General features: G+C 52.0%; 22 protein-coding genes. 10 read left to right on the forward strand and 12 right to left on the reverse strand.

Annotated features, from left to right (window positions below; genetic code table 11):
* Nucleotides 1–90: 90 nt before the first annotated feature.
* Both pntB and pntA read right to left on the reverse strand, forming a co-directional pair.
* On the reverse strand, nucleotides 91–1479 hold the full coding sequence (gene pntB, locus BUB06_RS02005) for a Re/Si-specific NAD(P)(+) transhydrogenase subunit beta (protein ID WP_010274967.1): 1389 nt from the start codon (nucleotides 1477–1479) through the stop codon (nucleotides 91–93).
* Nucleotides 1480–1489: 10 nt separating this feature from the next.
* Nucleotides 1490–3019: a Re/Si-specific NAD(P)(+) transhydrogenase subunit alpha gene (gene pntA, locus BUB06_RS02010; RefSeq protein ID WP_010304666.1), complete on the reverse strand. Its 1530-nt coding sequence runs from the start codon at nucleotides 3017–3019 to the stop codon at nucleotides 1490–1492.
* Nucleotides 3020–3598: 579 nt separating this feature from the next.
* On the opposite strand from pntA, the gene ydgH reads away from it, so the two are divergent.
* The gene (gene ydgH, locus BUB06_RS02015; RefSeq protein ID WP_039473194.1) at nucleotides 3599–4552 is read left to right on the forward strand and encodes a DUF1471 family protein YdgH; all 954 of its coding nucleotides are present in this window, start codon (nucleotides 3599–3601) and stop codon (nucleotides 4550–4552) included.
* Nucleotides 4553–4655: 103 nt separating this feature from the next.
* Here the strand turns inward: ydgH and kdsA are convergent, their stop codons facing one another.
* From kdsA to hemA, 6 genes are all read right to left on the reverse strand, one after another.
* Nucleotides 4656–5510, reverse strand: coding sequence for a 3-deoxy-8-phosphooctulonate synthase (kdsA, locus tag BUB06_RS02020; protein ID WP_039473197.1), 855 nt, complete (start codon nucleotides 5508–5510; stop codon nucleotides 4656–4658).
* A gap of 75 nt (nucleotides 5511–5585) precedes the next feature.
* Nucleotides 5586–6395 carry an invasion regulator SirB1 gene (sirB1, locus tag BUB06_RS02025; RefSeq protein ID WP_010274939.1) on the reverse strand — a complete coding sequence of 270 codons (810 nt, stop codon included), beginning with the start codon at nucleotides 6393–6395 and terminating at the stop codon, nucleotides 5586–5588.
* A 2-nt stretch (nucleotides 6396–6397) separates the two neighbouring features.
* Complete coding sequence (locus BUB06_RS02030; RefSeq protein ID WP_010274936.1) at nucleotides 6398–6799, reverse strand: SirB2 family protein; 402 nt, start codon at nucleotides 6797–6799, stop codon at nucleotides 6398–6400.
* Between the two features lie 5 nt (nucleotides 6800–6804).
* Nucleotides 6805–7650: a peptide chain release factor N(5)-glutamine methyltransferase gene (gene prmC, locus BUB06_RS02035; RefSeq protein ID WP_039473200.1), complete on the reverse strand. Its 846-nt coding sequence runs from the start codon at nucleotides 7648–7650 to the stop codon at nucleotides 6805–6807.
* Nucleotides 7650–8732 carry a peptide chain release factor 1 gene (prfA, locus tag BUB06_RS02040; RefSeq protein WP_010304656.1) on the reverse strand — a complete coding sequence of 361 codons (1083 nt, stop codon included), beginning with the start codon at nucleotides 8730–8732 and terminating at the stop codon, nucleotides 7650–7652. Before prfA ends, prmC begins: the two co-directional genes overlap by 1 nt.
* 33 nt (nucleotides 8733–8765) lie before the next feature.
* Nucleotides 8766–10022 carry a glutamyl-tRNA reductase gene (hemA, locus tag BUB06_RS02045; RefSeq protein ID WP_010304654.1) on the reverse strand — a complete coding sequence of 419 codons (1257 nt, stop codon included), beginning with the start codon at nucleotides 10020–10022 and terminating at the stop codon, nucleotides 8766–8768.
* Nucleotides 10023–10254: 232 nt separating this feature from the next.
* On the opposite strand from hemA, the gene lolB reads away from it, so the two are divergent.
* The 3 genes from lolB to prs all read left to right on the forward strand — a co-directional run bounded on the left by lolB (nucleotide 10255) and on the right by prs (nucleotide 12839).
* Entirely contained in the window at nucleotides 10255–10878 is a 624-nt protein-coding gene (gene lolB, locus BUB06_RS02050; protein WP_039473203.1) for a lipoprotein insertase outer membrane protein LolB, read from the forward strand.
* 3 nt (nucleotides 10879–10881) lie between these two features.
* A complete protein-coding gene (gene ispE, locus BUB06_RS02055) occupies nucleotides 10882–11754 on the forward strand; it encodes a 4-(cytidine 5'-diphospho)-2-C-methyl-D-erythritol kinase (RefSeq protein ID WP_039473208.1) in 873 nt (290 codons plus the stop codon).
* 137 nt (nucleotides 11755–11891) lie between these two features.
* Entirely contained in the window at nucleotides 11892–12839 is a 948-nt protein-coding gene (gene prs, locus BUB06_RS02060) for a ribose-phosphate diphosphokinase (RefSeq protein ID WP_010274915.1), read from the forward strand.
* Between the two features lie 170 nt (nucleotides 12840–13009).
* Here prs and ychH read toward each other — a convergent pair whose 3' ends face one another.
* On the reverse strand, nucleotides 13010–13279 hold the full coding sequence (ychH, locus tag BUB06_RS02065; RefSeq protein ID WP_029368994.1) for a stress-induced protein YchH: 270 nt from the start codon (nucleotides 13277–13279) through the stop codon (nucleotides 13010–13012).
* A gap of 314 nt (nucleotides 13280–13593) precedes the next feature.
* Here ychH and pth point away from each other — a divergent pair, with 314 nt between their 5' ends.
* The 3 genes from pth (at nucleotide 13594) to BUB06_RS02080 (ending at nucleotide 16903) form a co-directional block, all read left to right on the forward strand.
* Nucleotides 13594–14181, forward strand: a complete 588-nt coding sequence (gene pth, locus BUB06_RS02070) for an aminoacyl-tRNA hydrolase (protein WP_039473211.1) — start codon at nucleotides 13594–13596, stop codon at nucleotides 14179–14181.
* Nucleotides 14182–14310: 129 nt separating this feature from the next.
* On the forward strand, nucleotides 14311–15402 hold the full coding sequence (gene ychF / locus BUB06_RS02075) for a redox-regulated ATPase YchF (protein WP_039275079.1): 1092 nt from the start codon (nucleotides 14311–14313) through the stop codon (nucleotides 15400–15402).
* A gap of 400 nt (nucleotides 15403–15802) precedes the next feature.
* Nucleotides 15803–16903, forward strand: a complete 1101-nt coding sequence (locus BUB06_RS02080) for an SLC13 family permease (protein WP_039473213.1) — start codon at nucleotides 15803–15805, stop codon at nucleotides 16901–16903.
* 60 nt (nucleotides 16904–16963) lie between these two features.
* On the opposite strand, the gene BUB06_RS02085 is transcribed toward BUB06_RS02080, so the two are convergent.
* Nucleotides 16964–18484 carry an MFS transporter gene (locus BUB06_RS02085; protein WP_039473217.1) on the reverse strand — a complete coding sequence of 507 codons (1521 nt, stop codon included), beginning with the start codon at nucleotides 18482–18484 and terminating at the stop codon, nucleotides 16964–16966.
* Nucleotides 18485–18629: 145 nt separating this feature from the next.
* On the opposite strand from BUB06_RS02085, the gene BUB06_RS02090 reads away from it, so the two are divergent.
* Nucleotides 18630–19517: a LysR family transcriptional regulator gene (locus BUB06_RS02090; RefSeq protein WP_080726789.1), complete on the forward strand. Its 888-nt coding sequence runs from the start codon at nucleotides 18630–18632 to the stop codon at nucleotides 19515–19517.
* Between the two features lie 48 nt (nucleotides 19518–19565).
* Here the strand turns inward: BUB06_RS02090 and BUB06_RS02095 are convergent, their stop codons facing one another.
* Both BUB06_RS02095 and BUB06_RS02100 read right to left on the reverse strand, forming a co-directional pair.
* A complete protein-coding gene (locus BUB06_RS02095; RefSeq protein WP_039473220.1) occupies nucleotides 19566–20630 on the reverse strand; it encodes an MBL fold metallo-hydrolase in 1065 nt (354 codons plus the stop codon).
* Nucleotides 20631–20875: 245 nt separating this feature from the next.
* Complete coding sequence (locus BUB06_RS02100) at nucleotides 20876–21469, reverse strand: hypothetical protein (protein WP_010295649.1); 594 nt, start codon at nucleotides 21467–21469, stop codon at nucleotides 20876–20878.
* 488 nt (nucleotides 21470–21957) lie between these two features.
* Between BUB06_RS02100 and BUB06_RS02110 the strand changes: the two genes are divergently transcribed.
* A complete protein-coding gene (locus BUB06_RS02110; protein WP_039473228.1) occupies nucleotides 21958–22842 on the forward strand; it encodes an RNA ligase family protein in 885 nt (294 codons plus the stop codon).
* 5 nt (nucleotides 22843–22847) lie between these two features.
* Entirely contained in the window at nucleotides 22848–23993 is a 1146-nt protein-coding gene (locus tag BUB06_RS02115) for an AAA family ATPase (protein ID WP_010295642.1), read from the forward strand.
* The last annotated feature ends 46 nt before the right edge of the window (nucleotides 23994–24039 follow it).

The following is a 24039-nucleotide window of genomic DNA, read 5'->3' on the forward strand; positions in this document are numbered from 1 at the left end:
GCTGGCATTATTTTTGGCGATGTCATGATAGCTATTGAGATGTAAAAAAGGGGCGACATCGCCCCTTTCGTTTTCTACTTCCCGTCACGCTTACAGCGCTTTCAGAATTGCCTCAACGCTGTCTTTGGCATCGCCAAACAGCATCTGCGTGTTCTCTTTAAAGAACAGCGGGTTCTGTACGCCAGCATAACCGGTATTCATAGAACGCTTGAACACGATAACATTCTGCGCTTTCCACACTTCCAGCACTGGCATGCCAGCAATTGGGCTGTGTGGATCTTCTTGCGCTGCCGGGTTAACGGTGTCATTCGCACCAATGACCAGCACAGTGTCGGTATCGGTGAAATCATCATTAATTTCATCCATTTCCAACACAATGTCGTAAGGGACTTTTGCTTCAGCCAACAGCACGTTCATATGACCAGGCAGACGCCCTGCAACCGGGTGAATACCAAAGCGAACGTTGATGCCACGCGCACGCAGTTTTGCGGTGATGTCATGCACGGGGTACTGCGCCTGCGCGACGGCCATACCGTATCCCGGTGTGATGATGACGGAAGTTGAGTTCTTGAGTAAATCAGCCACGTCTTCCGCCGAAGCCTCACGGTATTCACCGACTTCTTCACTCTCACCAGAGGACACGCCATCCGTACCAAAACCACCGGCAATCACGCTGATAAAGGAACGGTTCATCGCTTTACACATGATGTAAGACAGAATCGCACCAGAAGAACCTACCAGAGCGCCGGTCACGATCAGCAGGTCATTGCTCAGCATGAAGCCCGCTGCCGCTGCCGCCCAACCGGAGTAGGAGTTCAGCATAGAAACGACGACTGGCATGTCCGCCCCGCCAATCGATGCAACCAGATGCCAGCCAAATACTAGTGCAATCGCCGTCATCAGAATCAGCGCCAGTACCTGCAACGCTACGCTGCCCGTATTGACGAAAACCAGCAACAGCAGGAAAGACACAACCAGCGCCGCCAGATTCATTTTATGGCGATGAGGCAGCATCAATGGCTTGGAGGAGATATTGCCACGCAGTTTACCGAACGCGATCACCGAGCCCGTGAAAGTCACGGCACCGATGAAGATACCCAGGAAGACTTCCGTCAAATGGATATTGACCATCACCGGGTCGGTAATTTCACCGTGATCGAGGAAACTGTTAAAGCCAACCAGCACCGCAGCCAAGCCCACAAAGCTGTGAAGAATCGCAACCAGTTCCGGCATTTCGGTCATTTCAACCTTACGCGCCAGATAAATACCGATTGATCCACCGATCGCCATCGCGACGATGATCCAACCCACGTTGCCAGAATCAGGCCCCAGTATCGTCGCGATCAGCGCAAGCGCCATACCGCTGATACCAAAGATGTTCCCTTGTTGCGACGTTTCGTGCTTGGACAATCCAGCCAAACTGAAAATAAAGAGAATTGCGGCAACAATGTATGCAGCAGTTACTAATCCACCAGACATGTGTTACCCCTTAGTTTTTACGGAACATTTTCAGCATGCGCTGAGTCACGGTGAAACCACCGAAAATATTGATGCTGGCGATCAATACGGCAATGAATGAGAAGAATGACACCCATCCGCCGTGGCCGATCTGCAACAATGCTCCGACAACGATAATGCCTGATATTGCGTTAGTGACTGACATCAATGGCGTGTGCAATGCGTGGCTGACATTCCAGACAACGTAATAACCCACCACGCAGGACAGCGCAAAAACGGTAAAGTGAGACAAGAACTCTTTAGGTGCGACGTCAGCAAGCCAGCCAAACAGCAGGATGGCGATCACGAGGAACGCATATTTCTTCCACGGCGACGTCGGCTTGGCTTCTTCCTTCACTACCGCAGCGGCAGGTTTTGCCTGCTGTGGCTGTGCTGAAACCTGAATCGGCGGTGCTGGCCAGGTGATTTCACCTTCTTTAATGACGGTCACGCCGCGAATCACGGTATCGTCAAAATCGACGTTGATCTCGCCATCTTTCTCTTTGCAGAGTAATTTCAGCAGGTTAACCAGGTTCGTGCCGTAAAGCTGTGAGGATTGCGTCGGCAGACGGCTAGGTAAATCGGTGTAACCGATAATTTTGACTCCGTTCTCCGTCACGGTAACGCGATCGGCTACGGTCAATTCGCAGTTCCCGCCCGTTTGTGCCGCTAAATCGACAATCACGCTACCGGGCTTCATGCTCAGCACCATTTCTTTGGTGATCAGGCGAGGTGCCGGTTTTCCAGGGATCAGTGCGGTAGTGACGATAATGTCGACTTCTTTTGCCTGAGCGGCAAACAGTTCCATTTCGGCTTTGATAAAGGCTTCAGACATGACTTTGGCATAGCCATCGCCGCTGCCCGCTTCTTCTTCAAAGTCGAGTTCGAGGAACTCAGCCCCCATGCTCTTAACCTGCTCTTTTACTTCAGGGCGGGTATCAAAAGCACGAACGATAGCCCCTAAGCTACCTGCGGCACCGATCGCGGCCAAACCGGCCACGCCTGCACCGATAATCATAACCTTGGCAGGCGGAACCTTACCTGCAGCGGTAATTTGTCCGGTAAAGAAGCGGCCAAACTCGTGGGCGGCTTCAACGATGGCACGATAGCCCGCGATGTTAGCCATCGAGCTGAGCGCATCCAGTGACTGCGCGCGAGAAATACGCGGCACAGAATCCATCGCCATCACCGTCACCTGACGGGCAGCCAGCTTCGCCAGCAGTTCTGGGTTCTGCGCTGGCCAGATAAAGCTGACAACCGTACTGCCCGCTCGGGTCAGTTCGATTTCATCATCCTGCGGCGCATTCACCTTCAGGACGATATCGGCTTGCCAGACTTCCGAACTGTCAACAATCGACGCACCGGCTTCTTCGTATGCCGCATCGTCAAAACTTGCCAGTTTTCCCGCTTCACGTTCTATCGAGACCGTAAAGCCCAGTTTCAGCAGCTGTTCAACCGTTTTCGGCGTCGCTGCTACACGGGCTTCATTGGCCAACCGCTCTCTTGGTACACCAATACGCATGCTGATACCCTTTTCGCTTATTTTAACGAAGGTTATTATTCTCACCCTATTCTGTTATACGAATTCGCCGAGACCTACTGCACCCTGTATCCCCGCATTCACGCGGTAGGAAGAGGGGCTTATCATCTTCTTACCACACGTTTTTTGAGGCGTCTCACTGTAGGCGAACTCATTTATAACGTACTGAAAATGTGATCGATGATCCATAAATAAAATGAATTTCACAGAAAAGCCGAGTTATCACAGGTTCTGTCAGCCTTTCTTGGTCGAAAATCATGCTCTTCTCTGCCTTTTGTAGCATTATTACAGAAGTATTTTTCTGGGCTGTTTCACAAAAACGATGTGTTACAAGGTTGTTAATGCGATAAATTGTATAAATATCCCTTATGATGTCAAAACAATCATTAACCGTTATTATTAGCACTTTTCTTGTTGCGAGCCGAAGTGTCATGGCTTTTCAGCCCGCTGAAAATGCTAAAGCACAAGAATTTATTCCGTGCGATAATCAGCCCTATTCCGTTACAGGTTGATTGCTATACCTTAAATAATTCGAGTGGCAGGAAGGCGAAAGGATTTTTTATGAAGCTGAAGACTACTGTTATTGCATCCACACTGTTGTTATCACTCTCGGCATTTTCAGCGCAGGCTGCGCAGGAACTTACGCCTGAGCAGGCAAAATCCCTGCAACCTTTTGAACGAATTACGTTTAAGGGGCGTTTTAACGCGATCAATGAAGCGGTCGCGGCAGCCTCAACACGCGCTGACAAGTTGGGTGCAGAGTCGTTTTATGTTCAGTCTATGACAGATACTAATTCAGGCGATTCCTGGAATGTGACTGTCGATCTGTATCGTAAAGATGCCCCTAAAGCGAAACAAAACGTGCAATATCGCACTGTTTACGGCGTGAAAGAACTGCCGAAAGATGCTGCCTATTTGCTAGAGCCTTATGACACCGTCACAGTGAGTGGTTTATTCAGCACTCAGCCTGATCTGATCGATGCGATTGCGAAAGCAGCAAAAGAGAAAAATGCCGATTCGTTCTACATCGTTCGTCAGGTTGATGTGAACTCGAATAGTGCTAATCAAAGGGCTACTGCATTTATCTATAAAGCCGATGCGCCAAAACGTCAGCTCCAGCGCCCTGATGCGATCCCTGCCGATTCTGACGCGGGCCGCGCTGCACTGGCTGCCGGTGGAGCAGAAGCCGCCAAGGTGGAAATCCCAGGGGTTGCTTACTCCGATAGCCCCAGCCGCAGCGTTGGCAACTTCTTTGAAACGCAGTCATCAAAAGGCGGACGTTACACGGTAACGTTACCAGATGGCACACAAATCCAGGAACTGAACAATGCCACAGCGGCACAGATGGTGCCTTTCGACTCCATTCAGTTCCGCGGTAACTACACCAATATTACACAAATATCCGAAGCCGTTGCTAAACGTGCGGGCGAGAAAGGTGCTAAGTACTACCACATCACTAGACAGTGGGAAGGTAAAGGCAACAACATGACCATCAGCGCAGATCTCTATAAATAACAGCCATCGCGCTGTGTCGTAGAAAACGACGAACGTTATAAACACAAAAACCCGCAATATCGCGGGTTTTTTTATACCAGTAATCAATCTACCGTGAGTAAGATTACTTGCTGGTGTCCAGTTCAGGGAAGCTTTTCACCAGATCGTCGATCGCTTTGATCTGTTGCAGGAACGGCTCCAGTTTATCCAGAGGCAGCGCAGACGGACCATCACACTTCGCATTCGCAGGATCCGGGTGAGCTTCAATAAATAGCCCTGCCAGACCGACGGCCATACCGGCACGCGCCAGTTCAGTCACCTGTCCACGACGGCCACCGGACGCCGCACCAAACGGGTCGCGGCACTGTAGCGCATGCGTAACGTCAAAAATCACCGGCGCACCGTTGGAAGCATGCTTCATGACATTGAAGCCCAGCATATCGACAACCAGATTGTCGTAACCGAAGTTGCTGCCGCGATCGCACAAAATCACCTGATCGTTGCCACCTTCGATGAATTTATCGACGATGTTCCCCATTTGACCCGGGCTGACGAACTGCGGTTTTTTCACGTTGATTACCGCACCGGTTTTCGCCATCGCTTCCACCAGATCGGTTTGGCGAGCCAAAAATGCAGGGAGCTGGATCACGTCAACCACATCGGCAACGGGCTGAGCCTGATGCGATTCATGCACATCGGTGATGATTTTTACGCCAAAGGTCTGTTTCAGATCCTGGAAGATTTTCATCCCTTCTTCCAGACCGGGACCACGGTAAGAGTGAATCGAGGAGCGGTTAGCCTTATCGAATGACGCCTTGAACACGTAAGGAATGCCCAACTTCTGCGTGACCGTGACGTAATGCTCACAAATGCGCATCGCCAGATCGCGTGATTCAAGAACATTCATGCCGCCAAACAGCACAAAAGGCAGATCGTTGGCGACGGGGATATCCCCTATCTTGACCACTTTATTCGTCATACTTTTACCTTCATGTCGGGAAATAAATTAACGTAGCATTACTGCAAAACGGTTTCTTAATGTAAGACTGTTTTTTTAATGCAAGACAATCTGTTTCTGCTCTATCGAGTGAATCTGCACTTTTATCATTTCACTCACCGGATCTTCCGGGCACTGTTCAACGAAATAGTTGAGATCGGACAGCGCAATATGGTCGCAATCCAGTTGAGCATAAATCAGGCCGCGGTCGCGGATTTCATAGGGGTCATCTGGGTCAAACTGCAGCACCGCTTCGCTGGCTCTCAACGCCAGTTCCATCTGTTTTTCTTCCATCAGGGCGACTTTCAGCGTGTCGAGCATTTTACGCACGATGAGGACATTCTCAGCTTCATCCAGATCTTCATCCAGCAGACGGGTTGACGGGCCGATATTACCTTTCAGCCAGACTTCCAGCACGTGCTCGCTCAACGTATCGCCATTTAGCGGATTGATCAGCCACATCTCTTCGTCGAGCCAGTCGGCGCGCAGAATCAGCTGCGTCGGGAAAATCACCGGCATCAGCGGCAGGCCAAGCTCATTGGCGATATGCAGAAAGATGACGCCAAGCGATACGGGCATGCCCTGACGAGATTCAAGCACCTGATCCAGCCACAGGGCATCAGACAGACGATAAACGCCGCCCGCACCGCCGAACCCCCAGGTGTGATAAAACAGCTCAATCAGCTTTTCAAGCTGAAGATCTTGCTCAAGGTCGTCAGGAATAGCGGCTCGAGCGTTCTCAACCAGCTGTTGCAGATTTTGCCGCACATCCTGAGCGGGAAAGTCGCGGCGAATCGCCTGTGAAACCAACACGACACCATCACTTAGCAGTGACTGGTTGAATTCAAAATCAGCAATAGCACTCATAATTATTCCATCAGCAACGGTGACTGCGTCAGTGCCAGCAGCACGACCACACCAAAGCATATTAAAGCAGATACAAACGCCAGCCAGCGAACATTCTGGCTACGGGGGCGTTTCCCCAAGGCGATAGCGCCAAGAAGGATATAAATGATAACGCCAAACAGTTTTTCCGTCAGCCAGCTTTGCTCGGGAGTAAACGGATACGTATGGCTAAGCGTGATTAAACCAATACCGCTGATTAATAACAAGGTGTCGTTAATATGCGGCAGGATTTTCACCCAGCGCTGTTGCAGCATAGCGGATTGTCGGCACAGCCAAAAAAAACGAATCACAAACAGGGAAATACTGATGCCAACTGTTGCCAGATGCAGGTATATCGTGGCGGGGTAAAGAGTTATCACGTCCATTGCTCCTAATAAATTGGGGCATCCGACCAGCGTCCTAACGACACGCGATCATTGCCACCATAGTCCTGACAGGTTTCTATTTGTGTAAATCCTCGGGTCTGCAATAGCTGACGCACCGCGTCAGCCTGCTGCCAGCCATGTTCCAGCAGCAGCCAGCCATCGGCGTCCAAATAATGCGGAGCGGATTCAATAATGGTGCGTAAATCGGCCAGTCCGTTGTCGGCGGCAATCAGCGCGCTGGCAGGTTCAAAACGAACATCGCCCTGCGACAGATGCACATCATCGGCATCGATATACGGTGGGTTACTGGCGATAAGCGCAAAGCGCGCGTGATCAAGCGGTGAATACCAGCTTCCTGACAAGAAACGGGCGTTGTCGAGCCTCAATTGCTGCGCATTTTTTGTCGCTAACGCAACGGCATCGGGCTGAACATCGACGCCAGTCACCCGGCAATCACGCCGTTCACTCGCCAGCGCCAGCGCAATCGCTCCGGTTCCAGTGCCCAAGTCCAGCACGGCACACGACGTTTGAGGCAGGCGTAACAAGGCTTGTTCGACCAGACACTCGGTATCAGGTCGAGGAATCAGCGTGGCAGGTGAAACGGCCAGCGGCAGTGACCAGAACTCGCGCACGCCGATCAAATAGGCGATGGGTTCACCCTGTTCACGTCGCGCCAGCAATTCAGTTAACTGCTGCTGCTCAGCCACGTTCAGCTCAGTTTCACCAAACGCCAGCAGGAACGTGCGGGCTTTTCCGGTCACAAAGCCCAGCAAAATCTCCGCATCTCGCTTCGGGCTTTCTCCCGCCGCGAGCTGCGCCGCGGCAGAGATTAACCAATCCTGATATGTCATTATTCCTGCTCGGACAACGCAGCAAGCTGATCGGCCTGGTATTCCTGCACGACCGGTTGAATCAGCGTGTCCAGCTTCCCTTCCATGACTTCATCCAGCCGGTAAAGCGTCAGGTTAATGCGGTGATCGGTCACCCTTCCCTGTGGGAAGTTATAGGTACGGATACGGTCAGAACGATCGCCACTGCCGAGCAGGTTACGACGGGTTGACGCTTCTTCCTGCTGACGTTTCTGCACTTCTGCGGCACGAATACGCGCCCCCAACACCGACAGCGCTTTGGCTTTGTTTTTGTGCTGTGAACGTTCGTCCTGACACTCCACGACAATACCGGTTGGCAAGTGGGTAATACGGATAGCGGAATCGGTGGTGTTAACGTGCTGACCGCCCGCGCCAGAAGAGCGGAAGGTATCGATGCGTAAATCCGCCGGGTTGATATCCGGCATCTCCGCTTCCGGCACTTCCGCCATCACGGCGACCGTACAGGCCGAGGTATGAATGCGCCCTTGAGATTCAGTCGCAGGAACGCGCTGAACGCGATGACCACCGGATTCAAACTTGAGCTGGCCGTACACGCCGTCACCAGAGATTTTGGCGATAACTTCTTTATAGCCGCCATGCTCACCATCACTGGCGCTCACCACCTCAACACGCCAGCGGCGTGCTTCGGCATAACGGCTATACATACGGAACAGATCACCGGCAAAGATTGCCGCTTCGTCACCGCCGGTTCCGGCGCGCACTTCCAGAAAACAGCCGCGCTCATCGTCGGGATCTTTCGGCAACAACAGCACCTGAAGCTGCTGCTCCAGTGCTTCAATCGTCGCTTTGCTTTCCTTCAGCTCTTCCTGTGCCATATCGCGCATTTCAGGATCGTCCAGCATCATTTCTGCGGTCTGCTGATCCTCTTGTGCCTGCTGCCATTGTTGGAAACAGCGGGTAATATCAGTGAGCTGCGCATATTCTCGCGACAGCGCGCGAAAGCGATCCATATCAGCGATGACGCTGGGCTCACCGAGTAACGCCTGGACTTCTTCATGGCGTTCTTGTAACGCTTCCAGTTTAGCAACAATAGAAGGCTTCATGCGGGCGGTTAAATCCTGTAATAGAGATGAATGCTAGTCCAGCCCAAGGCTGTCACGTAAAATTTGTAACCGGTGTTGGTCGCCGTCACGAGCGGCTTGCTGAAGGGATTTGGTCGGCGCGTGAATCAGACGGTTGGTTAAACGGTGTGTCAGTTCCTGAATCACCGCTTCAACGTCATTGCCTTGTTGGATGGCAGCCAGCGCCTTAGCTGTCATTTCCGCACGCAATTCATCGGCCTGAGCGCGATAATCACGAATGGTCTCCACCGCGGACTGCGCACGCAGCCACGCCATGAAGTCGGAGCTTTCCTGCTGCACGATAGATTCAGCCTGTACCGCCGCCGCTTTGCGCTGCGCGAGATTATGCTGAATGATCGCATGCAGATCGTCCACGCTGTAGAGATAAACGTTAGGCAATTTGCCAACTTCCGGCTCAATATCACGCGGTACCGCAATATCTACCATCAGCATTGGCTGATTCCGTCTCGCTTTCAGCGTCCGTTCCATCATCCCTTTTCCGATAATCGGCAGTGTACTTGCCGTTGAACTGATCACGATATCGGCATGGACGAGCTGTTCGTCCAGCTCTGCCAGCGTGATGACTTCTGCACCGACTTCCGTTGCCAGCGCCTGCGCGCGTTCACGGGTGCGGTTCGCGATCACCATTTTCTGTACCTTGTGCTCGCGAAGATAGCGAGCGACCAGTTCAATGGTCTCTCCGGCACCGACCAGCAGCACCGTGACATCCGCTAGTGATTCAAAGATCTGCCGCGCCAGCGTACAAGCAGCAAATGCCACCGACACCGCGCTGGCACCGATATCTGTTTCCGTACGAACCCGCTTGGCCACGGTAAAGGATTTCTGGAACAGCCGCTCCAGTTCGCTGGACAGGGAATGACCACGCTGTGATTCGGCAAACGCCTTCTTCACCTGCCCCAAAATCTGCGGTTCGCCTAACACGAGGGAATCCAGACCGCTGGCAACGCGCATCAGATGGCTAACGGCGGCGTTATCCTGATGCCAGTACAGGCTGCCGTTGACGTCTTCCGGGCGCAATTGATGATATTCACACAGCCAGCGAATCAGTTGCTCTCGCTGGTTTTCCTGTTCGTCAACGCTAAGATAGAGTTCCGTACGATTGCAGGTAGACAGCACAACGCCGCCCTGCACCAGCGGTTGCTGTAGCAGACTGTCGAGGGCCACGCCAAGTTTATCTGGTGAGAACACAACACGTTCACGCAGAGAAACCGGTGCGGTTTTGTGATTAATACCAAGCGCAAGCAGGGTCATTAGGCTGTTTCTGAGTAATACCGGTCTTAGTATGGATTTCGTTTGAATCGCATTCTACTTGATGCAGGAGAGCAAGAAAAGCGACAGCACGCGATACACCTCGTCTGAGGTATGCACTTTTTGACAAAAAACAATAAACGCCATTAACGAATAACAATCATTGACGCTGAGCAGTAAGCCCGTTAGCGTGACGTATTTCACGGACTTCGTTCATTTACAGGATACGACCGACATGCCAACCAAAACCGTCCGATGCCTGCGTTTACTGCCTTTAGCCAGCATATTGCTCGCTGCCTGTAGCGTTAATCAACCGACCCAAACGGGTAAAAGCGCCACCTCGCCAGAGTGGCAACAGCACCAGCAAAAGGTCCAGCAGCTCAGCCAATATCAGACGCGCGGCGCTTTTGCCTATATCTCCGATAGTAAAAGAGTATCAGCCAATTTCTTCTGGCAGGACACACCGCCGCAGCGTTATCGGCTGCTGTTGACCAACCCGCTCGGCAGCACCGAATTAGAACTGCGAGCCCAACCTGACGGCGTGCAAATCACCGACAATCAGGGCAAGCGTTACGTGGGTAAGGATGCCGAATACATGATTCAGCAACTGACCGGCATGGCGATCCCTCTGAACAATCTGCGCCAGTGGATTCTCGGCATCCCAGGTGACGCCACCGAATTCACGCTGGATGAACGCTATCTGCTGAAAACCATCACCTATCGCCAAGGCAATCAAAACTGGAATGTCAGCTATCAGAGCTACAACACCGAGTTAACGCCTCCGCTGCCAACCAGTCTGGAACTGGTTCAAGGTGAACAGCGTATTAAACTGAAGATGAATAACTGGATGGTTAAATAAGCGATGCAACCGACGGTTATCGAGACATGGCCTGCCCCCGCCAAACTGAACCTGTTTCTTTACATTACCGGTCAGAGAGAGGACGGGTATCACCTGCTGCAAACGCTATTCCAGTTTCTGGATTACGGCGATACCCTGACAATTCGGCTGCGTGATGACGACCAGATTAACCTGCTTACCCCTGTCGACGGGGTAGAAAACGAGCAAAACCTGATCGTCCGCGCTGCACGTTTATTACAGCAGCACTGCGAACGCTACAATATTCGCCCTGCCCGGTTCGGCGCAGACATCAGTATCGAGAAATGCCTGCCGATGGGCGGCGGGCTGGGCGGCGGCTCATCCAATGCGGCTACCGTTTTGGTTGCTCTCAACCATTTGTGGCAAAGCGGGCTGAGCGTGGATACGTTGGCCGAACTGGGGCTGCAATTGGGTGCAGATGTTCCCGTCTTTGTTCGTGGGCACTCTGCCTTTGCCGAAGGTGTTGGTGAACAGTTAACACCCGCGAGTCCACCAGAGAAATGGTATCTGGTCGCCCACCCTGGTGTAAGTATCGCCACACCGTTGATTTTCGGCGATCCTGAGTTGACGCGGAATTCGCCAATTCGTGATTTAGAAACTTTATTAAACCAGACCTTCGTCAATGATTGTGAAGCTATCGCAAGAAAACGTTTTCGTGAGGTTGAACAGCTACTTTCATGGCTGCTAGAATATGCCCCGGCGCGCCTGACTGGAACGGGGGCTTGTGTGTTTGCAGAGTTTGACACCGAGTTCGCAGCCCGTCAGGTGCTTGACCAGGCCCCGGAATGGTTAAACGGTTTCGTCGCGAGAGGTGTTAATATCTCTCCGCTACACCGTACGCTTTCTGGGCAACGTTAGGTTTTGCCACACACCGGCTGCCACGCGGCCAGTCTGTAGCAAACTTAATTCATACACCCGTATGCATGTTGTACCTGTTGTTTTTCCTTGCTTGGCAGGTGCAATATTTCTCTGGACGCAAGCCTGAGGTTCTTCTCGTGCCTGATATGAAGCTTTTTGCTGGTAACGCCATCCCGGAACTAGCACAACGTATTGCCAACCGTTTGTACACTAGCCTTGGCGACGCCGCTGTCGGTCGTTTTAGCGATGGCGAAGTCAGCGTGCAAATCAATGAAAATGTACGCGGTGGTGATATTTTCATCATCCAGTCCACCTGTGCACCCACCAATGACAACCTGATGGAACTGGTTGTGATGGTTGATGCTCTGCGTCGCGCTTCCGCGGGACGTATTACCGCTGTTATCCCCTACTTCGGCTATGCCCGTCAGGATCGTCGCGTGCGTTCCGCACGTGTGCCAATCACCGCGAAAGTCGTTGCTGACTTCCTGTCCAGCGTGGGTGTTGACCGTGTTCTGACTGTGGATCTGCACGCTGAGCAGATTCAGGGTTTCTTCGATGTGCCGGTAGATAACGTATTCGGTAGCCCGATCCTGCTGGAAGACATGTTGCAACAGAATCTGGAAAACCCGATCGTGGTTTCTCCTGATATCGGTGGCGTTGTGCGTGCTCGCGCAATCGCTAAACTGCTGAACGATACCGACATGGCGATCATCGACAAGCGCCGTCCGCGTGCCAACGTTTCTCAGGTGATGCACATCATCGGTGACGTCGCTGGCCGTGACTGTGTGCTGGTTGACGATATGATCGACACCGGTGGCACGCTGTGCAAAGCGGCGGAAGCGCTGAAGGAGCGTGGGGCTAAACGTGTATTCGCGTATGCCACACACCCGATCTTCTCAGGCAATGCTTACGAGAACATCAAGAACTCTGTAATTGATGAAGTGATTGTCTGCGATACCATTCCGCTGGCGGAAAACATTCGTTCACTGCCGAATGTTCGTACGCTGACGCTGTCCGGTATGTTGGCCGAAGCGATTCGTCGTATCAGCAACGAAGAATCCATTTCTGCAATGTTTGAACATTAATCGTCGCTGATCGGATAACCGATCACAAACGATAATGATGAAGCCACCTGTAACAAGGTGGCTTTCTTATTCCTACCATTTTTGCCACCTATAAAAAACAAAAAACCGCCATAGCGAGGCTACAGCGGCTCTATTGTTCAATGTGCAAACGCCTATGACTTCATTAACGGTTATGGATGACGCTGGCGGCGGCAACGCTTATCAAAGTGCTTGACCCACCAATAACGATCCGCGACTTCTTCACGCCCGCTAATACGCGCCCCCGCCAACCAAAATATTGCGCCAGAAAAAATACTGACCAGATCAATATAAGTCATATATTCAGGAACATTTAGTTTCGGGAACTGGCTGGCGATAGAAAAACCGATGCCGCCAATCATCATGATCATCCCGATACCCATCAATACATTACCTAGTACTGTCACGTTCTTGCGTTTCATCTGCCACCTCCAGATTAATTCTGTGGATGAATCGGAGTGCCATTACTGTTTACTGTCTTATTATTGATGTAATTATAGACAATAATGTACTGAGATGATTGCGGGAGGGATCACAGATAAGGGGAATGATTAATATTTTTTTACGTTTAAACAAATAAATAGACAAAAATCTGAATAATCACACCACTAAACAAATAACAATATTTTCACATTCCAACACCGATATTTGGCTATACCTCATGCGGTGTGTAAACTAGCGCTTTCGTTTATCATGCTACCCTGCGTCAGTTTAAGCACGTAATCTGGAATATACCGTGAGCAGCATTAAATTAATTGTCGGCCTGGCGAATCCCGGCGCTGAATACGCCGCTACCCGCCATAATGCGGGTGCCTGGTTTGTCGATCGTCTGGCGGACGCTTACCGTCAGCCGCTGAAAGAAGAAAGCAAATTTTTTGGTTACACCTCCCGCCTGAATCTGGCTGGGCAAGATGTACGTCTGCTGGTTCCCACCACGTTCATGAATCTGAGCGGCAAAGCCGTCGCGGCAATGGCCACTTTCTACCGTATCCAACCTGATGAAATTCTGGTTGCCCACGATGAGCTGGATTTATTACCGGGAATTGCCAAACTTAAGTTAGGCGGCGGACACGGCGGCCACAACGGTCTTAAAGACATCATCAGTAAATTGGGTAACAACCCTAACTTCCATCGTTTACGCATCGGTATCGGCCATCCGGGCGACAAAAGCAAAGTGACCGGTTTTGTGCTGGGCAAACCGCCAACGAGCGAGCAGACGCTGATCGACGGTGCCATTGACGAAGCCGTACGCTGCACAGAAATCCTGATGAAAGAAGACATGATCAAAGCGATGAACCGCTTGCATGCCTTCAAAGCGGCATAATCTGGTCAGAATGCGGATGGCAGATCGAGATAAATCGCCATTCCGTGTATAATCGGCCGAAATATTTCCATTCTGACAGGCAAGAGATAGTAATTGCCTGATTAATAAGTTATTTAAGGTGATATAAACATGGGATTCAAATGCGGTATCGTTGGGCTGCCTAACGTCGGTAAATCCACTCTGTTCAATGCGTTGACCAAAGCCGGCATCGAAGCGGCCAACTTCCCGTTTTGTACCATCGAGCCGAACACTGGCGTCGTGCCAATGCCCGATCCACGTCTGGACAAGCTGGCTGAGATCGTTAAGCCGCAGCGTATCCTTCCTACCACCATGGAATTTGTTGATATCGCCGGTCTGGTAAAAGGCGCGTCCAAAGGTGAAGGTTTGGGTAACCAGTTCCTGACCAACATTCGTGAAACGGAAGCCATCGGCCACGTTGTACGCTGCTTCGAAAACGACAACATCATTCACGTAAACAACAAAGTTGATCCGGCTGATGACATCGAAGTCATCAACACTGAATTAGCACTGTCTGACCTCGACACCTGTGAACGCGCCATTCATCGCGTGCAGAAGAGAGCCAAAGGCGGCGATAAAGACGCTAAAGCTGAGCTGGCCGCACTGGAGAAATGTTTACCGCAGTTGGAAAACGCGGGCATGCTGCGCTCGCTGGATTTAAGCGATGAAGATAAGGCAGCCATTCGCTACCTGAGCTTCCTGACGCTGAAACCAACGATGTACATCGCCAACGTTAACGAAGACGGTTTCGAAAATAACCCGTACCTCGATAAAGTGCGTGAAATCGCCGCCGCTGAAGGTTCTGTCGTTGTGGCCGTTTGCGCCGCCGTTGAATCAGATATTGCCGAATTGGACGATGCTGACCGTGAAGAATTCATGGCTGAGTTAGGGTTAGAAGAGCCGGGCCTGAACCGCGTGATCCGCGCGGGCTATGAACTGCTGAATCTGCAAACTTACTTCACCGCTGGCGTGAAAGAAGTTCGTGCATGGACCATCCCTGTCGGCGCCACCGCCCCGCAGGCCGCCGGTAAGATTCACACCGATTTCGAAAAAGGCTTCATCCGCGCCCAGACTATCGCTTATGAAGACTTCATCACCTACAAAGGTGAACAAGGCGCGAAAGAAGCCGGAAAAATGCGTTCAGAAGGCAAGGAATACATCGTTAAAGATGGCGATGTGATGAACTTCCTGTTCAACGTCTAATTGATTTTTGTTGTCTCACGAGATCTCGCAGTATCTCTTGAAGACTGACAAACCCTATAAAATCCACGCAATCGCGTGGATTTTTCTTTTCATAACGTCTCGTCCCCTCTCGAACGCTCATCTGTATCACAAACGACCTGAACGTAGATCAGATGATTTCCGTTGGTTAAGAATCATTACAATCAGATTGTTGACCCGATTGTTAAAGATCATATCGTTGAGAGCATTAAATCATTCGATCCTCTGGGCGTGAATTTGTCTTAGCCACGACATAAAATCTCCAGAGCAGATGGGGAAAAATGAAGCCTTTAATCAGATAGATTCATCAGTGACCAACTGATTATAAAATTAAAAACAGCCACATCGGCTTCCATCCTTCGATTCACTCTTGAGAGATATAATGCGCGAATTGCTGACTCCATTTATGCGTGACAAATTTCTTCACGCTCTCGTTGTGCTAGGGATCGTACTCAGTTTCTTTGCTGTATTTAAAACAGATGAACTTACCGCTTCCGTTGACTGGAAAACTATTCTGACGTTGACAACATTACTGATGCTCACCAAAGGGATTGAGCTCAGTGGGTATTTTGACAAGATGGGTTTGAAACTGGTGAATAAGTTCAGGAAACAGAAAACGCTGGCATTATTTATCGTGACGTTAGCAGCGTTATTATCAACGTTCCTCACGAATGATGTTGCGCTGTTCATTACGGTGCCACTCACGCTGTCGTTGTCTAAAGCATCTGATTTTCCCGTTGGGCGATTAATTATTTTTGAAGCCCTCGCCGTTAATGCCGGGTCTTTACTCACCCCCATTGGAAATCCACAAAACATTCTTCTCTGGAGTAAGAGCGGATTAAGTTTTATGGAGTTTGTGATGGGAATGCTCCCCCTGAGTGCCTTGCTGTTTATAGCACTGCTGATTTTGACCGCATGCAGCTTCAGTAACAACGAAGTCGCGACACCGGATAAATCTCTCAAGGGAGATTATCGTCATGGCCTGCTTTTATGCACGCTGGTGTTGTACGTGCTGTTTATCGTGGCACTTGAATTGGACAGAACCCTACCGATACTGATTCTGGTTCCCCTATTTTATCTGCTATTTGCACGACGTGTATTGCTACAGCTTGACTGGGGATTACTGGCCGTGTTTGTTTTGATGTTTATTGATGTATTCCTTCTGACGAAATTACCGGCTCTTAGCAACCTTATTGCATTAATACCGCATTGGAGTGATGGTGCGCATTTTCTGCTGGCGATAGGCCTTTCACAAGTCATCAGTAACGTACCTGCGACCATCTTTCTTCTTCATGCCGTCCCTTCATCGGTTCTACTGACATGGGCTGTGAATATCGGTGGTTTTGGATTACTTCAAGGTTCAATGGCTAACATTATTGCGTTGCGTATGGCAAACGATCGCCGCATTTGGTGGCAATTTCATCTATTTTCGATACCAGCACTTTTTTTCGCGATGATTGCTGGCTGGCTAATGCTTTATTGATGGTTTACCAAACGCAGCACGGACTATGTCATTAATACAACCGAATGGTGAAACCCCACACTATGTCTGCTGTTCGGTACTCGCACCTGCTGGCTGCTCACGCAGCAAGACGAATACTGCACAGGCCGTCAGTGCAGCGATCCCCGCTAATACGTACATGACGGTGATGAACGACTCCGCATAGCGTTGTGATAACAGAGCCTCATAACCGGGCAGGATCGACACAGCGGTATGCAGTTCCCCCAATGCGGTGCGGCTGGCCGCTTCCAGAAGTGCAGCCTGTGAGACCGATTCCCCCATCTCCAGTGCCATACCATTTTGGATCAACGTGGCGAGCAAGGCGCTCATCATAGCGATAGCGACACCATCTGCGGATACCCGCACAGTATTGAAAATCCCTGTCGCCATGCCGACCCGTTCCAGCGTCACCACGCTGACGGCCAGCGCGTCCATGAGCCCCCACGGCAGGCCGATACCGATGCCAATCAGCAATAGCGGCAAGGGTAACGCCACACAGCCCTGAGCAAAGTCATGCGCTAACCCGAGCAGTCCGCCCGCCACAAGGAACAGTCCGACGCTGCATAGCAAGCTGGGAGTGAACCAGCGTGTCAGCAACGCCGCCAGGAACGGCACAACCAGCAACGGAGCTGCCAGCCACACCATCATCTGCCCTGCCTGCAATGCACTGTAGCCGTCAATGCCGATGAAGCGCCCCGGCAGCATCACAATCAGCACGATGAAGAGGAAGGCTGGCGATGCGGCCAGCACCTGTACGCCAATAAATCCGGGAGAGCGAAAGAAACTCAAATCCAGCATAGGTTGTACTGCTCGCCGTTCGATAACCACAAAACCGGCAAACACAGCAACCGACGCGAGCAACATGGCGATAACCGTCTCATTGCGCCATCCCAGTTCCGGTACCAGCAGCATGCCGTAGGTGAAGAGCCCCAAAGCCAGCGTAAAGCTGATCATGCCCGGCCAGTCCATCGCGCCAGCGTTCGTCTCGCGCACCTGTCGAGTGCTTATCGCGACCAGTCCCCATCCAAGCAGACCCACGATGCCCGTAGCGTAGAAGATACCCTGCCAGCTGCTGGCCTCAACCATCCATCCTGATACCAACGGGCCGAAAGCCAGCCCAAGGCCAAAGGTCGTGCCTAGTAAACTGAAAGCACGCGCGCGGGCTCGGCCAGCAAAAAGCGGTGCCAGCGATGACATCGCCGCGGCGAAAGCCGCCGCGCCGCCTAGCCCCTGTAGTAATCGCAGCAGATCGATCCATAGTACGCTGGGGGAAAACGGAATCGCAAAGGTAAAAACACAGAACCACGCCAGCCCGATCAACCAAATGCGTCTGCGCCCGTAGATGTCGGTCAGGCTGCCCGACACCATCATCGCGCCGCCATAGCTGAGGATGTAAGCGTTCATAATCCAGCTAAGCTGCGCTGGACTGCCGCCCAACTCCTGACTGATCGCGGGTAGCACGACCGCCGGGCCAGTGAAGCACAGCGGAATCAATAAGCCAGTGAGGCAAGCGGCCAGCAGTTGAAGCCAGCTTCTGGCGGAGGGAAAAGAAAGTGAAGTCATCGTTCTCGTCTGCAATAACGTGATGCCCAGAGGCACCAACAAGGATAGTCGGGCGTTTCCGGCAGCTTAAGTCAAAGCCATAACGAGAAAAATAGGATAAGGTTATCAACACTTCGGACAAAAATGTCTTAAATGGATCAGCGTGATGATGGACAAACTGGGTAGCATTGGCATTTTTGTGCGCGTGGCGGAACGGCTTGGGTTCTCCGCCGTATCGCGCGAATTGGGGGTTTCGCCCTCCTCTGTCGGCAAAGCGGTTGCGCGGCTAGAAACACGTTTGGGTGTGCGACTCTTTCACCGCAGTACGCGAACGCTGGCATTGACCGCCGAAGGTGAAAAATTCCTTGAACGCTGCCGCCGTATTCTGAGCGAGGTCGAAGCCGCTGAACTGGAAATGACGCAGGCCAGCGAGATGCCACACGGTAAACTGCGTGTCAGCCTGCCCAGACACAGCAGCCTGTTCGAGCCTGTCATCGCAGATTTTATGCGGCGCTATCCGGCGGTAGAACTGGATCTGGATTTCTCCGACCGTTTAGTGGATGTCATTGGTGAGGGCTTTGATGCCGCCATACGCACCGGAACGCTGGCAGATTCAGGACTCAAGCGCCGTCAGTTGGGCACATTCCGCCGCGTGCTGGTCGGGGCACCAGAATATTTTAAGGAACACGGGCAGCCGCAGCATCCGATGGATCTTCAGGCGCATATCTGCCTGCATTACCGCTTTCCCAGCTCCGGCCGTCTCGAGCAATGGCCGCTCCCGCTAGCAGCAGAGGAAAATACCTACGACCTTCCACTCTCGCTAGTCTGCAACAGCATAGAAATGCGCATCCATCTGGCCCGACAGGCCCAAGGCATTGCCTGCCTGCCAGATTTCAGCGTGGCGAAATACCTGCGCGATGGTCGATTGCAGACCATCCTTGATGACTTCACCCACAATAGCAGCCCAATGTGGATTCTCTGGCCCGCCAGTCGCGACCTGTCTCCCAAACTCCGGGCATTCATTGACTGCCTGAGTGAGAAAACGTTTGGTTAATAGCGCTCTGTGGCGGAAGAATGTGAGTTTTACTCTCGTTTCGCCCCGCTACCACCACTGACTAAACGTCTGCTGCGGATTATCAACCTGAACGCGTTCACCAATGCGGGGCGTCATCAGTCGCCAGTCTTGGTTTTCACTCGCCTGAGAGATCCGATCCAGCGGATCGTTCCAGCGGTGATGAGCCAGCTTAAATTTGCTGTTATGGCTCGGTAGTACCGCTTTAGCCTGCAAATCACTGGCCGCCTGCGCGCTCTCTTCCGGCGTCATATGCACGTGTGGCCAGTCCCGATCGTATTGCCCGCATTCCAGTATCGCGATATCGAACCCGCCCAGACGCTCAGCGATCTCCTTGTAATGCGCGCCATAGCCGCTATCCCCGCCGAGATACAGACGATACTGTGGCGTAATCAGCGCAAATGAGCCCCACAGCGTTTGGTTATGTTTGAGGAGCCGGCCAGAAAAATGCTGTGTAGGAAGCACATGGATGTCGACCCCGTTCTCCTTCAGGCAACTGAACCAGCCGCCTTCCGTAATATCTTTCTGCGGGAAGCCCCATTTTACAAAATAGGAACCCACGCCCGTTGGCGTGACGATGCGGCGGATTTTCCCGCGTAGCGCGTTCAGCGTGGGGTAATCCAGATGATCCCAGTGATCGTGGGTGATCAGCAGATAGTCGATTTCGGGAACATCGTCCGGTGAATACACATTGCTACCCTTGAAAGCGACATTGGTGCGCGGCACTGGCGAAGCGTTGTCGCTAAATACCGGATCCAGCAGGAACGTTTTCCCTTCCAACTGAATAAAATAGCTGGAGTGTCCCATCCAGATGATGACGTTATCCGTTTTACTCAACTGATGCAGATTGGTTTTTTCCGACGGCAGGCGGGTATCTGGTAACGCGCCAGCGTCTTTCTCGAAAAGAAAGCGGTACAGCAGCGCGAATCGGTTCTGGCTATCAACCGTCGGGCGAGCCACTGGGTTATGAAACGCGCCATCGCGAAAGAGTGGGTTTTCCGGCTGGGGCTTGACCTCTGGTGATACATACTGCGGCTGTTTTAACCAGCCGTAAACGGCGACTACAATCACAGCTAAAACGAGTAACAAAAGCATAGCGTTTATCCGGTGTCGTTTCGTGATGAATATATTTCGTAATGAATGTCGTTTCGCCATGCCCGATTTCAGGCATCGGCCCTTTGGCACCGGCAGTTATGCACGAACGCTGAGAATCTGGCAAGGGAGAACCGGGGGATTTTTGGTGCAAAAAAAGCGAAGGTGTTCGCCTTCGCTCAGAAATGTTGATGAGAAACCGTGGTGGTCTGTCGCCGCTGACGCCTGTCCTACTGTGTCAGCGCAGATTACTTTTTAAGCGCCAGCATCGTTTTTCCCATCCCAACAACAAACTCATTTTGTTGCCCGATGACCTTATTCAGCGCGGCTTCATCCTGAATATTTTCGACCGTGTTGATCGCCTGCACTTCCAGCACGCGCCCTTTAATCAGCGTCGAGCACAGCGAATGCAGAACCTTGTTATTCAGAATCGTTTGTAAGCAGCGAAAAGGCGTCGCATCATCAATGTTTCCCGCACGCTGGTCAGGTTTGATACGCTGGCGCAGCATCTCTTTTTCGGTACTGGCGATCACCGCATCCAGATCGCTGGGCTTGGAGGCAATCGGGACATTGCCATCTCTATCTGGCGGCAGCATGAACAGTGAAACCAGCGCCTTATTGCCTGTCGTAGGGTCAACATACTCGGTCTGCACCATGTGGTTTACCGCATCGACCACTTTTTCTCGCTGAATCATGTTCAACAGCTGCGCAGGTAATGCATCGGTAAGATCCTGCGTGGTATAGCCGACGAACAAGTCTGGATCTTTTGTTTCGGCAAATCCGTGCAACGGCAGCACCAGTAACAGACCCGCAATCCCTTTCTTTATCACACTGATTTTCATTATATTCCTCGACTCTTCATTGTGTGCATTCCCCTATCTCACCACTCGCTATTCTTATCACGCTGACGTCGATAGCCTCAGGCCTTTTTACGCGACAGTGCATTCTACAACGACAGGAAAGAATAGCATTTTTTATACAAAAACTTGTTGTCGGAGAATTCCTTCGCTAGAATCACGCCGTTTACTCACCCCCAATGTGTCATGTGGAGCCCTAAAGTGCCCTTTACGTCAGCCCCCCTCTAACCGCCGACGACTGCATTAAGCAGCCTCGATTCGGCGCAGTCTGCGCCAGCGTTGGCTGCGGTACGAGTTCCCTGTTTTCCCCGCTATTGTGCGGAGCAGAAAACGAACCTCCCGCTTCCTCCCCCGCGACTCTGACCTCTGGAATGCCAGTGGACAGTCTATTGACTCGCGCCAGAACACGTTCGTCGGCCCTCTTTTTTTCATAGATGGGCCTGGCTGCGCCAATAACGCAGCAGGCGAAAAACATGTATTTACATTCAATACCGTTATTAAAATATCCGCGTACCCCTCATCTGGAAGGTTCGCGTTTACAGCCCGGCGATGATGCGTCGGATCAAATTGCACTAAAAGCACTGGCAGGCCGTTACGTCGTGATCGAAGAAAAGATCGACGGCGCAAACAGCGGCGTGTCCTTCAATGAAACGGCGGAACTCCTGCTCCAGTCGCGCGGCCACTATCTGGCTGGCGGCTCACGGGAACGGCAGTTCAACCAGTTCAAGCTCTGGGCCACCGCGCACGAAATGCGTTTTCTTGAGCTGCTGGAAGACCGCTTCGTGATGTACGGCGAATGGGCGTACAGCAAGCATTCCGTGTTTTATGACCGGTTGCCGCACTACTTTCACGAATTTGATCTTTACGATCGTCGTGACGGCATTTTTTTATCAACGGCGCGCCGACACGCGATGCTGGCCGGTTCACCCGTGCTGTCCGTTCCGGTGCTCTATGCCGGGGAAATGCCAACGAATCCGGCATTACTGTGGAAGCTGGTGTTTCGTTCGCTGGCAAAAAGCCAGAACTGGAAGACGGCGTTTGAATCCATCGTGCAGCGTGAAGGTTTACCGCTCGCGTTGTGCTGGCAACAAACCGATAAATCGGATCGTTCGGAAGGCCTGTATCTGAAGGTTGAAGATGATGAACAGGTACTGGCACGTTACAAGCTGGTGCGCCATGACTTTATCCAGACCATTTTGGACAGCGGCTCGCATCATTCCCGACGCCCAATTTTGCCGAACCAACTGGCTGAAGGCGTTGATTTGTACGCGCCTTGTCCACAAGTATCCTGGGAAATGCTGGGGCTGAATACGCTGCGTTCTTTGGACGCGCTCGCCGCCGCCATGTCCGATAAGTAAGGAGTATGATTATCATGGAGTGGAATACCATCAGGGGATTGGTCCCTGCCTCTGGCATACAGCCAGATTTTGCTGATTGTCTGGATGCGTTCCCGGTGCTTCAACGCGCCAAAGAGACGCCGCAGGAGCCGCGCTACCACGGCGAAGGCGATGTCTGGACACACACCATCATGGTTGTCGAGTCGCTATTGCAGCTTCCCGATTACCAGAACGCTACGCGTGAGCAACAGGAAATCTTGTTTTTTGCTGCGTTGCTGCATGACGTTGCAAAGTACCGCACGACGGTAATTGACCCGGTAACGGGTCAGATTGGTCAACCGGGACATTCGCGCAAAGGTGCTATCGACGCCCGCGTGCTGCTATGGGATGCCGGCGTTCCGTTTGCGATTCGGGAAGCGATTTGCCGATTAATTTCGGTGCATCAGGTGCCGTTTTACTGCCTTGAGGATGAACGTCGTCGGGTGTCGCCGATCTTTACGATTCGCGAACTGTCATGGCAGTTGAGCATTCCGCTGCTGGCAACGCTGGCGGAAGCCGATATGCGCGGACGCATCTGTCAGGATCAAGCGCGCGTGCTCGACAGTATCGAGCTGTTTCGCGAGCTGGCGCGGGAGGAAGGCTGTTACAGCCAACCGAGATCGTTTGTCGATGCTCATACGCGCCTAAGTTATTTTCGCGGAGCCGATGTTCATCCAGACTACCCACTTTTTCAGGAACCGGGTTCAAAGGTCACCGTGATGTGCGGTTTGCCAGCTTCGGGAAAAGATACCTGGGTGCGAACACATCGGCCCCATTTACCCGTGGTTTCTTTCGACGATGCGCGAACAGAGTTGGGGCTGAAACACGGTGAAAATGAAGGGAAAGCGGTGCACTGGGCGACCGATAAAGCGCGTTCACTGCTGCGAACGCACGAACCGTTCGTGTGGAATGCCACGCATCTCAGCCAGCAAATGCGCACCCGCACGTTGGATCTGTGCTACGCCTACGGCGCAGAAGTGGAGATCGTTTATCTGGAGCGTCCGCGTCAGGAATTGCTGCACCGCAACGGGAAACGGGACACCACATTGAGCAATAAAACGCTGCAAGGCATGCTGACGAAATGGGAACTTCCTTCGCCAACAGAAGCGCATAATGTTCGCTATGAAAGCTAACGTCGCCGTAACGCACTTCAACGTGGAAGCGCGGTGAACGGGATCT

Origin of the sequence: Pectobacterium carotovorum (assembly GCF_900129615.1) — a bacterium.
Lineage (GTDB): Bacteria > Pseudomonadota > Gammaproteobacteria > Enterobacterales > Enterobacteriaceae > Pectobacterium > Pectobacterium carotovorum.

Excerpts from the sequence above, each read along its gene's own strand:
- pntB (WP_010274967.1), bottom strand. The coding sequence starts at position 1,479 with ATGTCTGGTGGATTAGTAACTGCTGCATACATTGTTGCCGCAATTCTC.
- pntA (WP_010304666.1), bottom strand. The coding sequence starts at position 3,019 with ATGCGTATTGGTGTACCAAGAGAGCGGTTGGCCAATGAAGCCCGTGTA.
- ydgH (WP_039473194.1), top strand. The coding sequence starts at position 3,599 with ATGAAGCTGAAGACTACTGTTATTGCATCCACACTGTTGTTATCACTC.
- kdsA (WP_039473197.1), bottom strand. The coding sequence starts at position 5,510 with ATGACGAATAAAGTGGTCAAGATAGGGGATATCCCCGTCGCCAACGAT.
- sirB1 (WP_010274939.1), bottom strand. The coding sequence starts at position 6,395 with ATGAGTGCTATTGCTGATTTTGAATTCAACCAGTCACTGCTAAGTGAT.
- BUB06_RS02030 (WP_010274936.1), bottom strand. The coding sequence starts at position 6,799 with ATGGACGTGATAACTCTTTACCCCGCCACGATATACCTGCATCTGGCA.
- prmC (WP_039473200.1), bottom strand. The coding sequence starts at position 7,650 with ATGACATATCAGGATTGGTTAATCTCTGCCGCGGCGCAGCTCGCGGCG.
- prfA (WP_010304656.1), bottom strand. The coding sequence starts at position 8,732 with ATGAAGCCTTCTATTGTTGCTAAACTGGAAGCGTTACAAGAACGCCAT.
- hemA (WP_010304654.1), bottom strand. The coding sequence starts at position 10,022 with ATGACCCTGCTTGCGCTTGGTATTAATCACAAAACCGCACCGGTTTCT.
- lolB (WP_039473203.1), top strand. The coding sequence starts at position 10,255 with ATGCCAACCAAAACCGTCCGATGCCTGCGTTTACTGCCTTTAGCCAGC.
- ispE (WP_039473208.1), top strand. The coding sequence starts at position 10,882 with ATGCAACCGACGGTTATCGAGACATGGCCTGCCCCCGCCAAACTGAAC.
- ychH (WP_029368994.1), bottom strand. The coding sequence starts at position 13,279 with ATGAAACGCAAGAACGTGACAGTACTAGGTAATGTATTGATGGGTATC.
- ychF (WP_039275079.1), top strand. The coding sequence starts at position 14,311 with ATGGGATTCAAATGCGGTATCGTTGGGCTGCCTAACGTCGGTAAATCC.
- BUB06_RS02080 (WP_039473213.1), top strand. The coding sequence starts at position 15,803 with ATGCGCGAATTGCTGACTCCATTTATGCGTGACAAATTTCTTCACGCT.
- BUB06_RS02085 (WP_039473217.1), bottom strand. The coding sequence starts at position 18,484 with ATGACTTCACTTTCTTTTCCCTCCGCCAGAAGCTGGCTTCAACTGCTG.
- BUB06_RS02090 (WP_080726789.1), top strand. The coding sequence starts at position 18,630 with ATGATGGACAAACTGGGTAGCATTGGCATTTTTGTGCGCGTGGCGGAA.
- BUB06_RS02095 (WP_039473220.1), bottom strand. The coding sequence starts at position 20,630 with ATGCTTTTGTTACTCGTTTTAGCTGTGATTGTAGTCGCCGTTTACGGC.
- BUB06_RS02100 (WP_010295649.1), bottom strand. The coding sequence starts at position 21,469 with ATGAAAATCAGTGTGATAAAGAAAGGGATTGCGGGTCTGTTACTGGTG.
- BUB06_RS02110 (WP_039473228.1), top strand. The coding sequence starts at position 21,958 with ATGTATTTACATTCAATACCGTTATTAAAATATCCGCGTACCCCTCAT.
- BUB06_RS02115 (WP_010295642.1), top strand. The coding sequence starts at position 22,848 with ATGATTATCATGGAGTGGAATACCATCAGGGGATTGGTCCCTGCCTCT.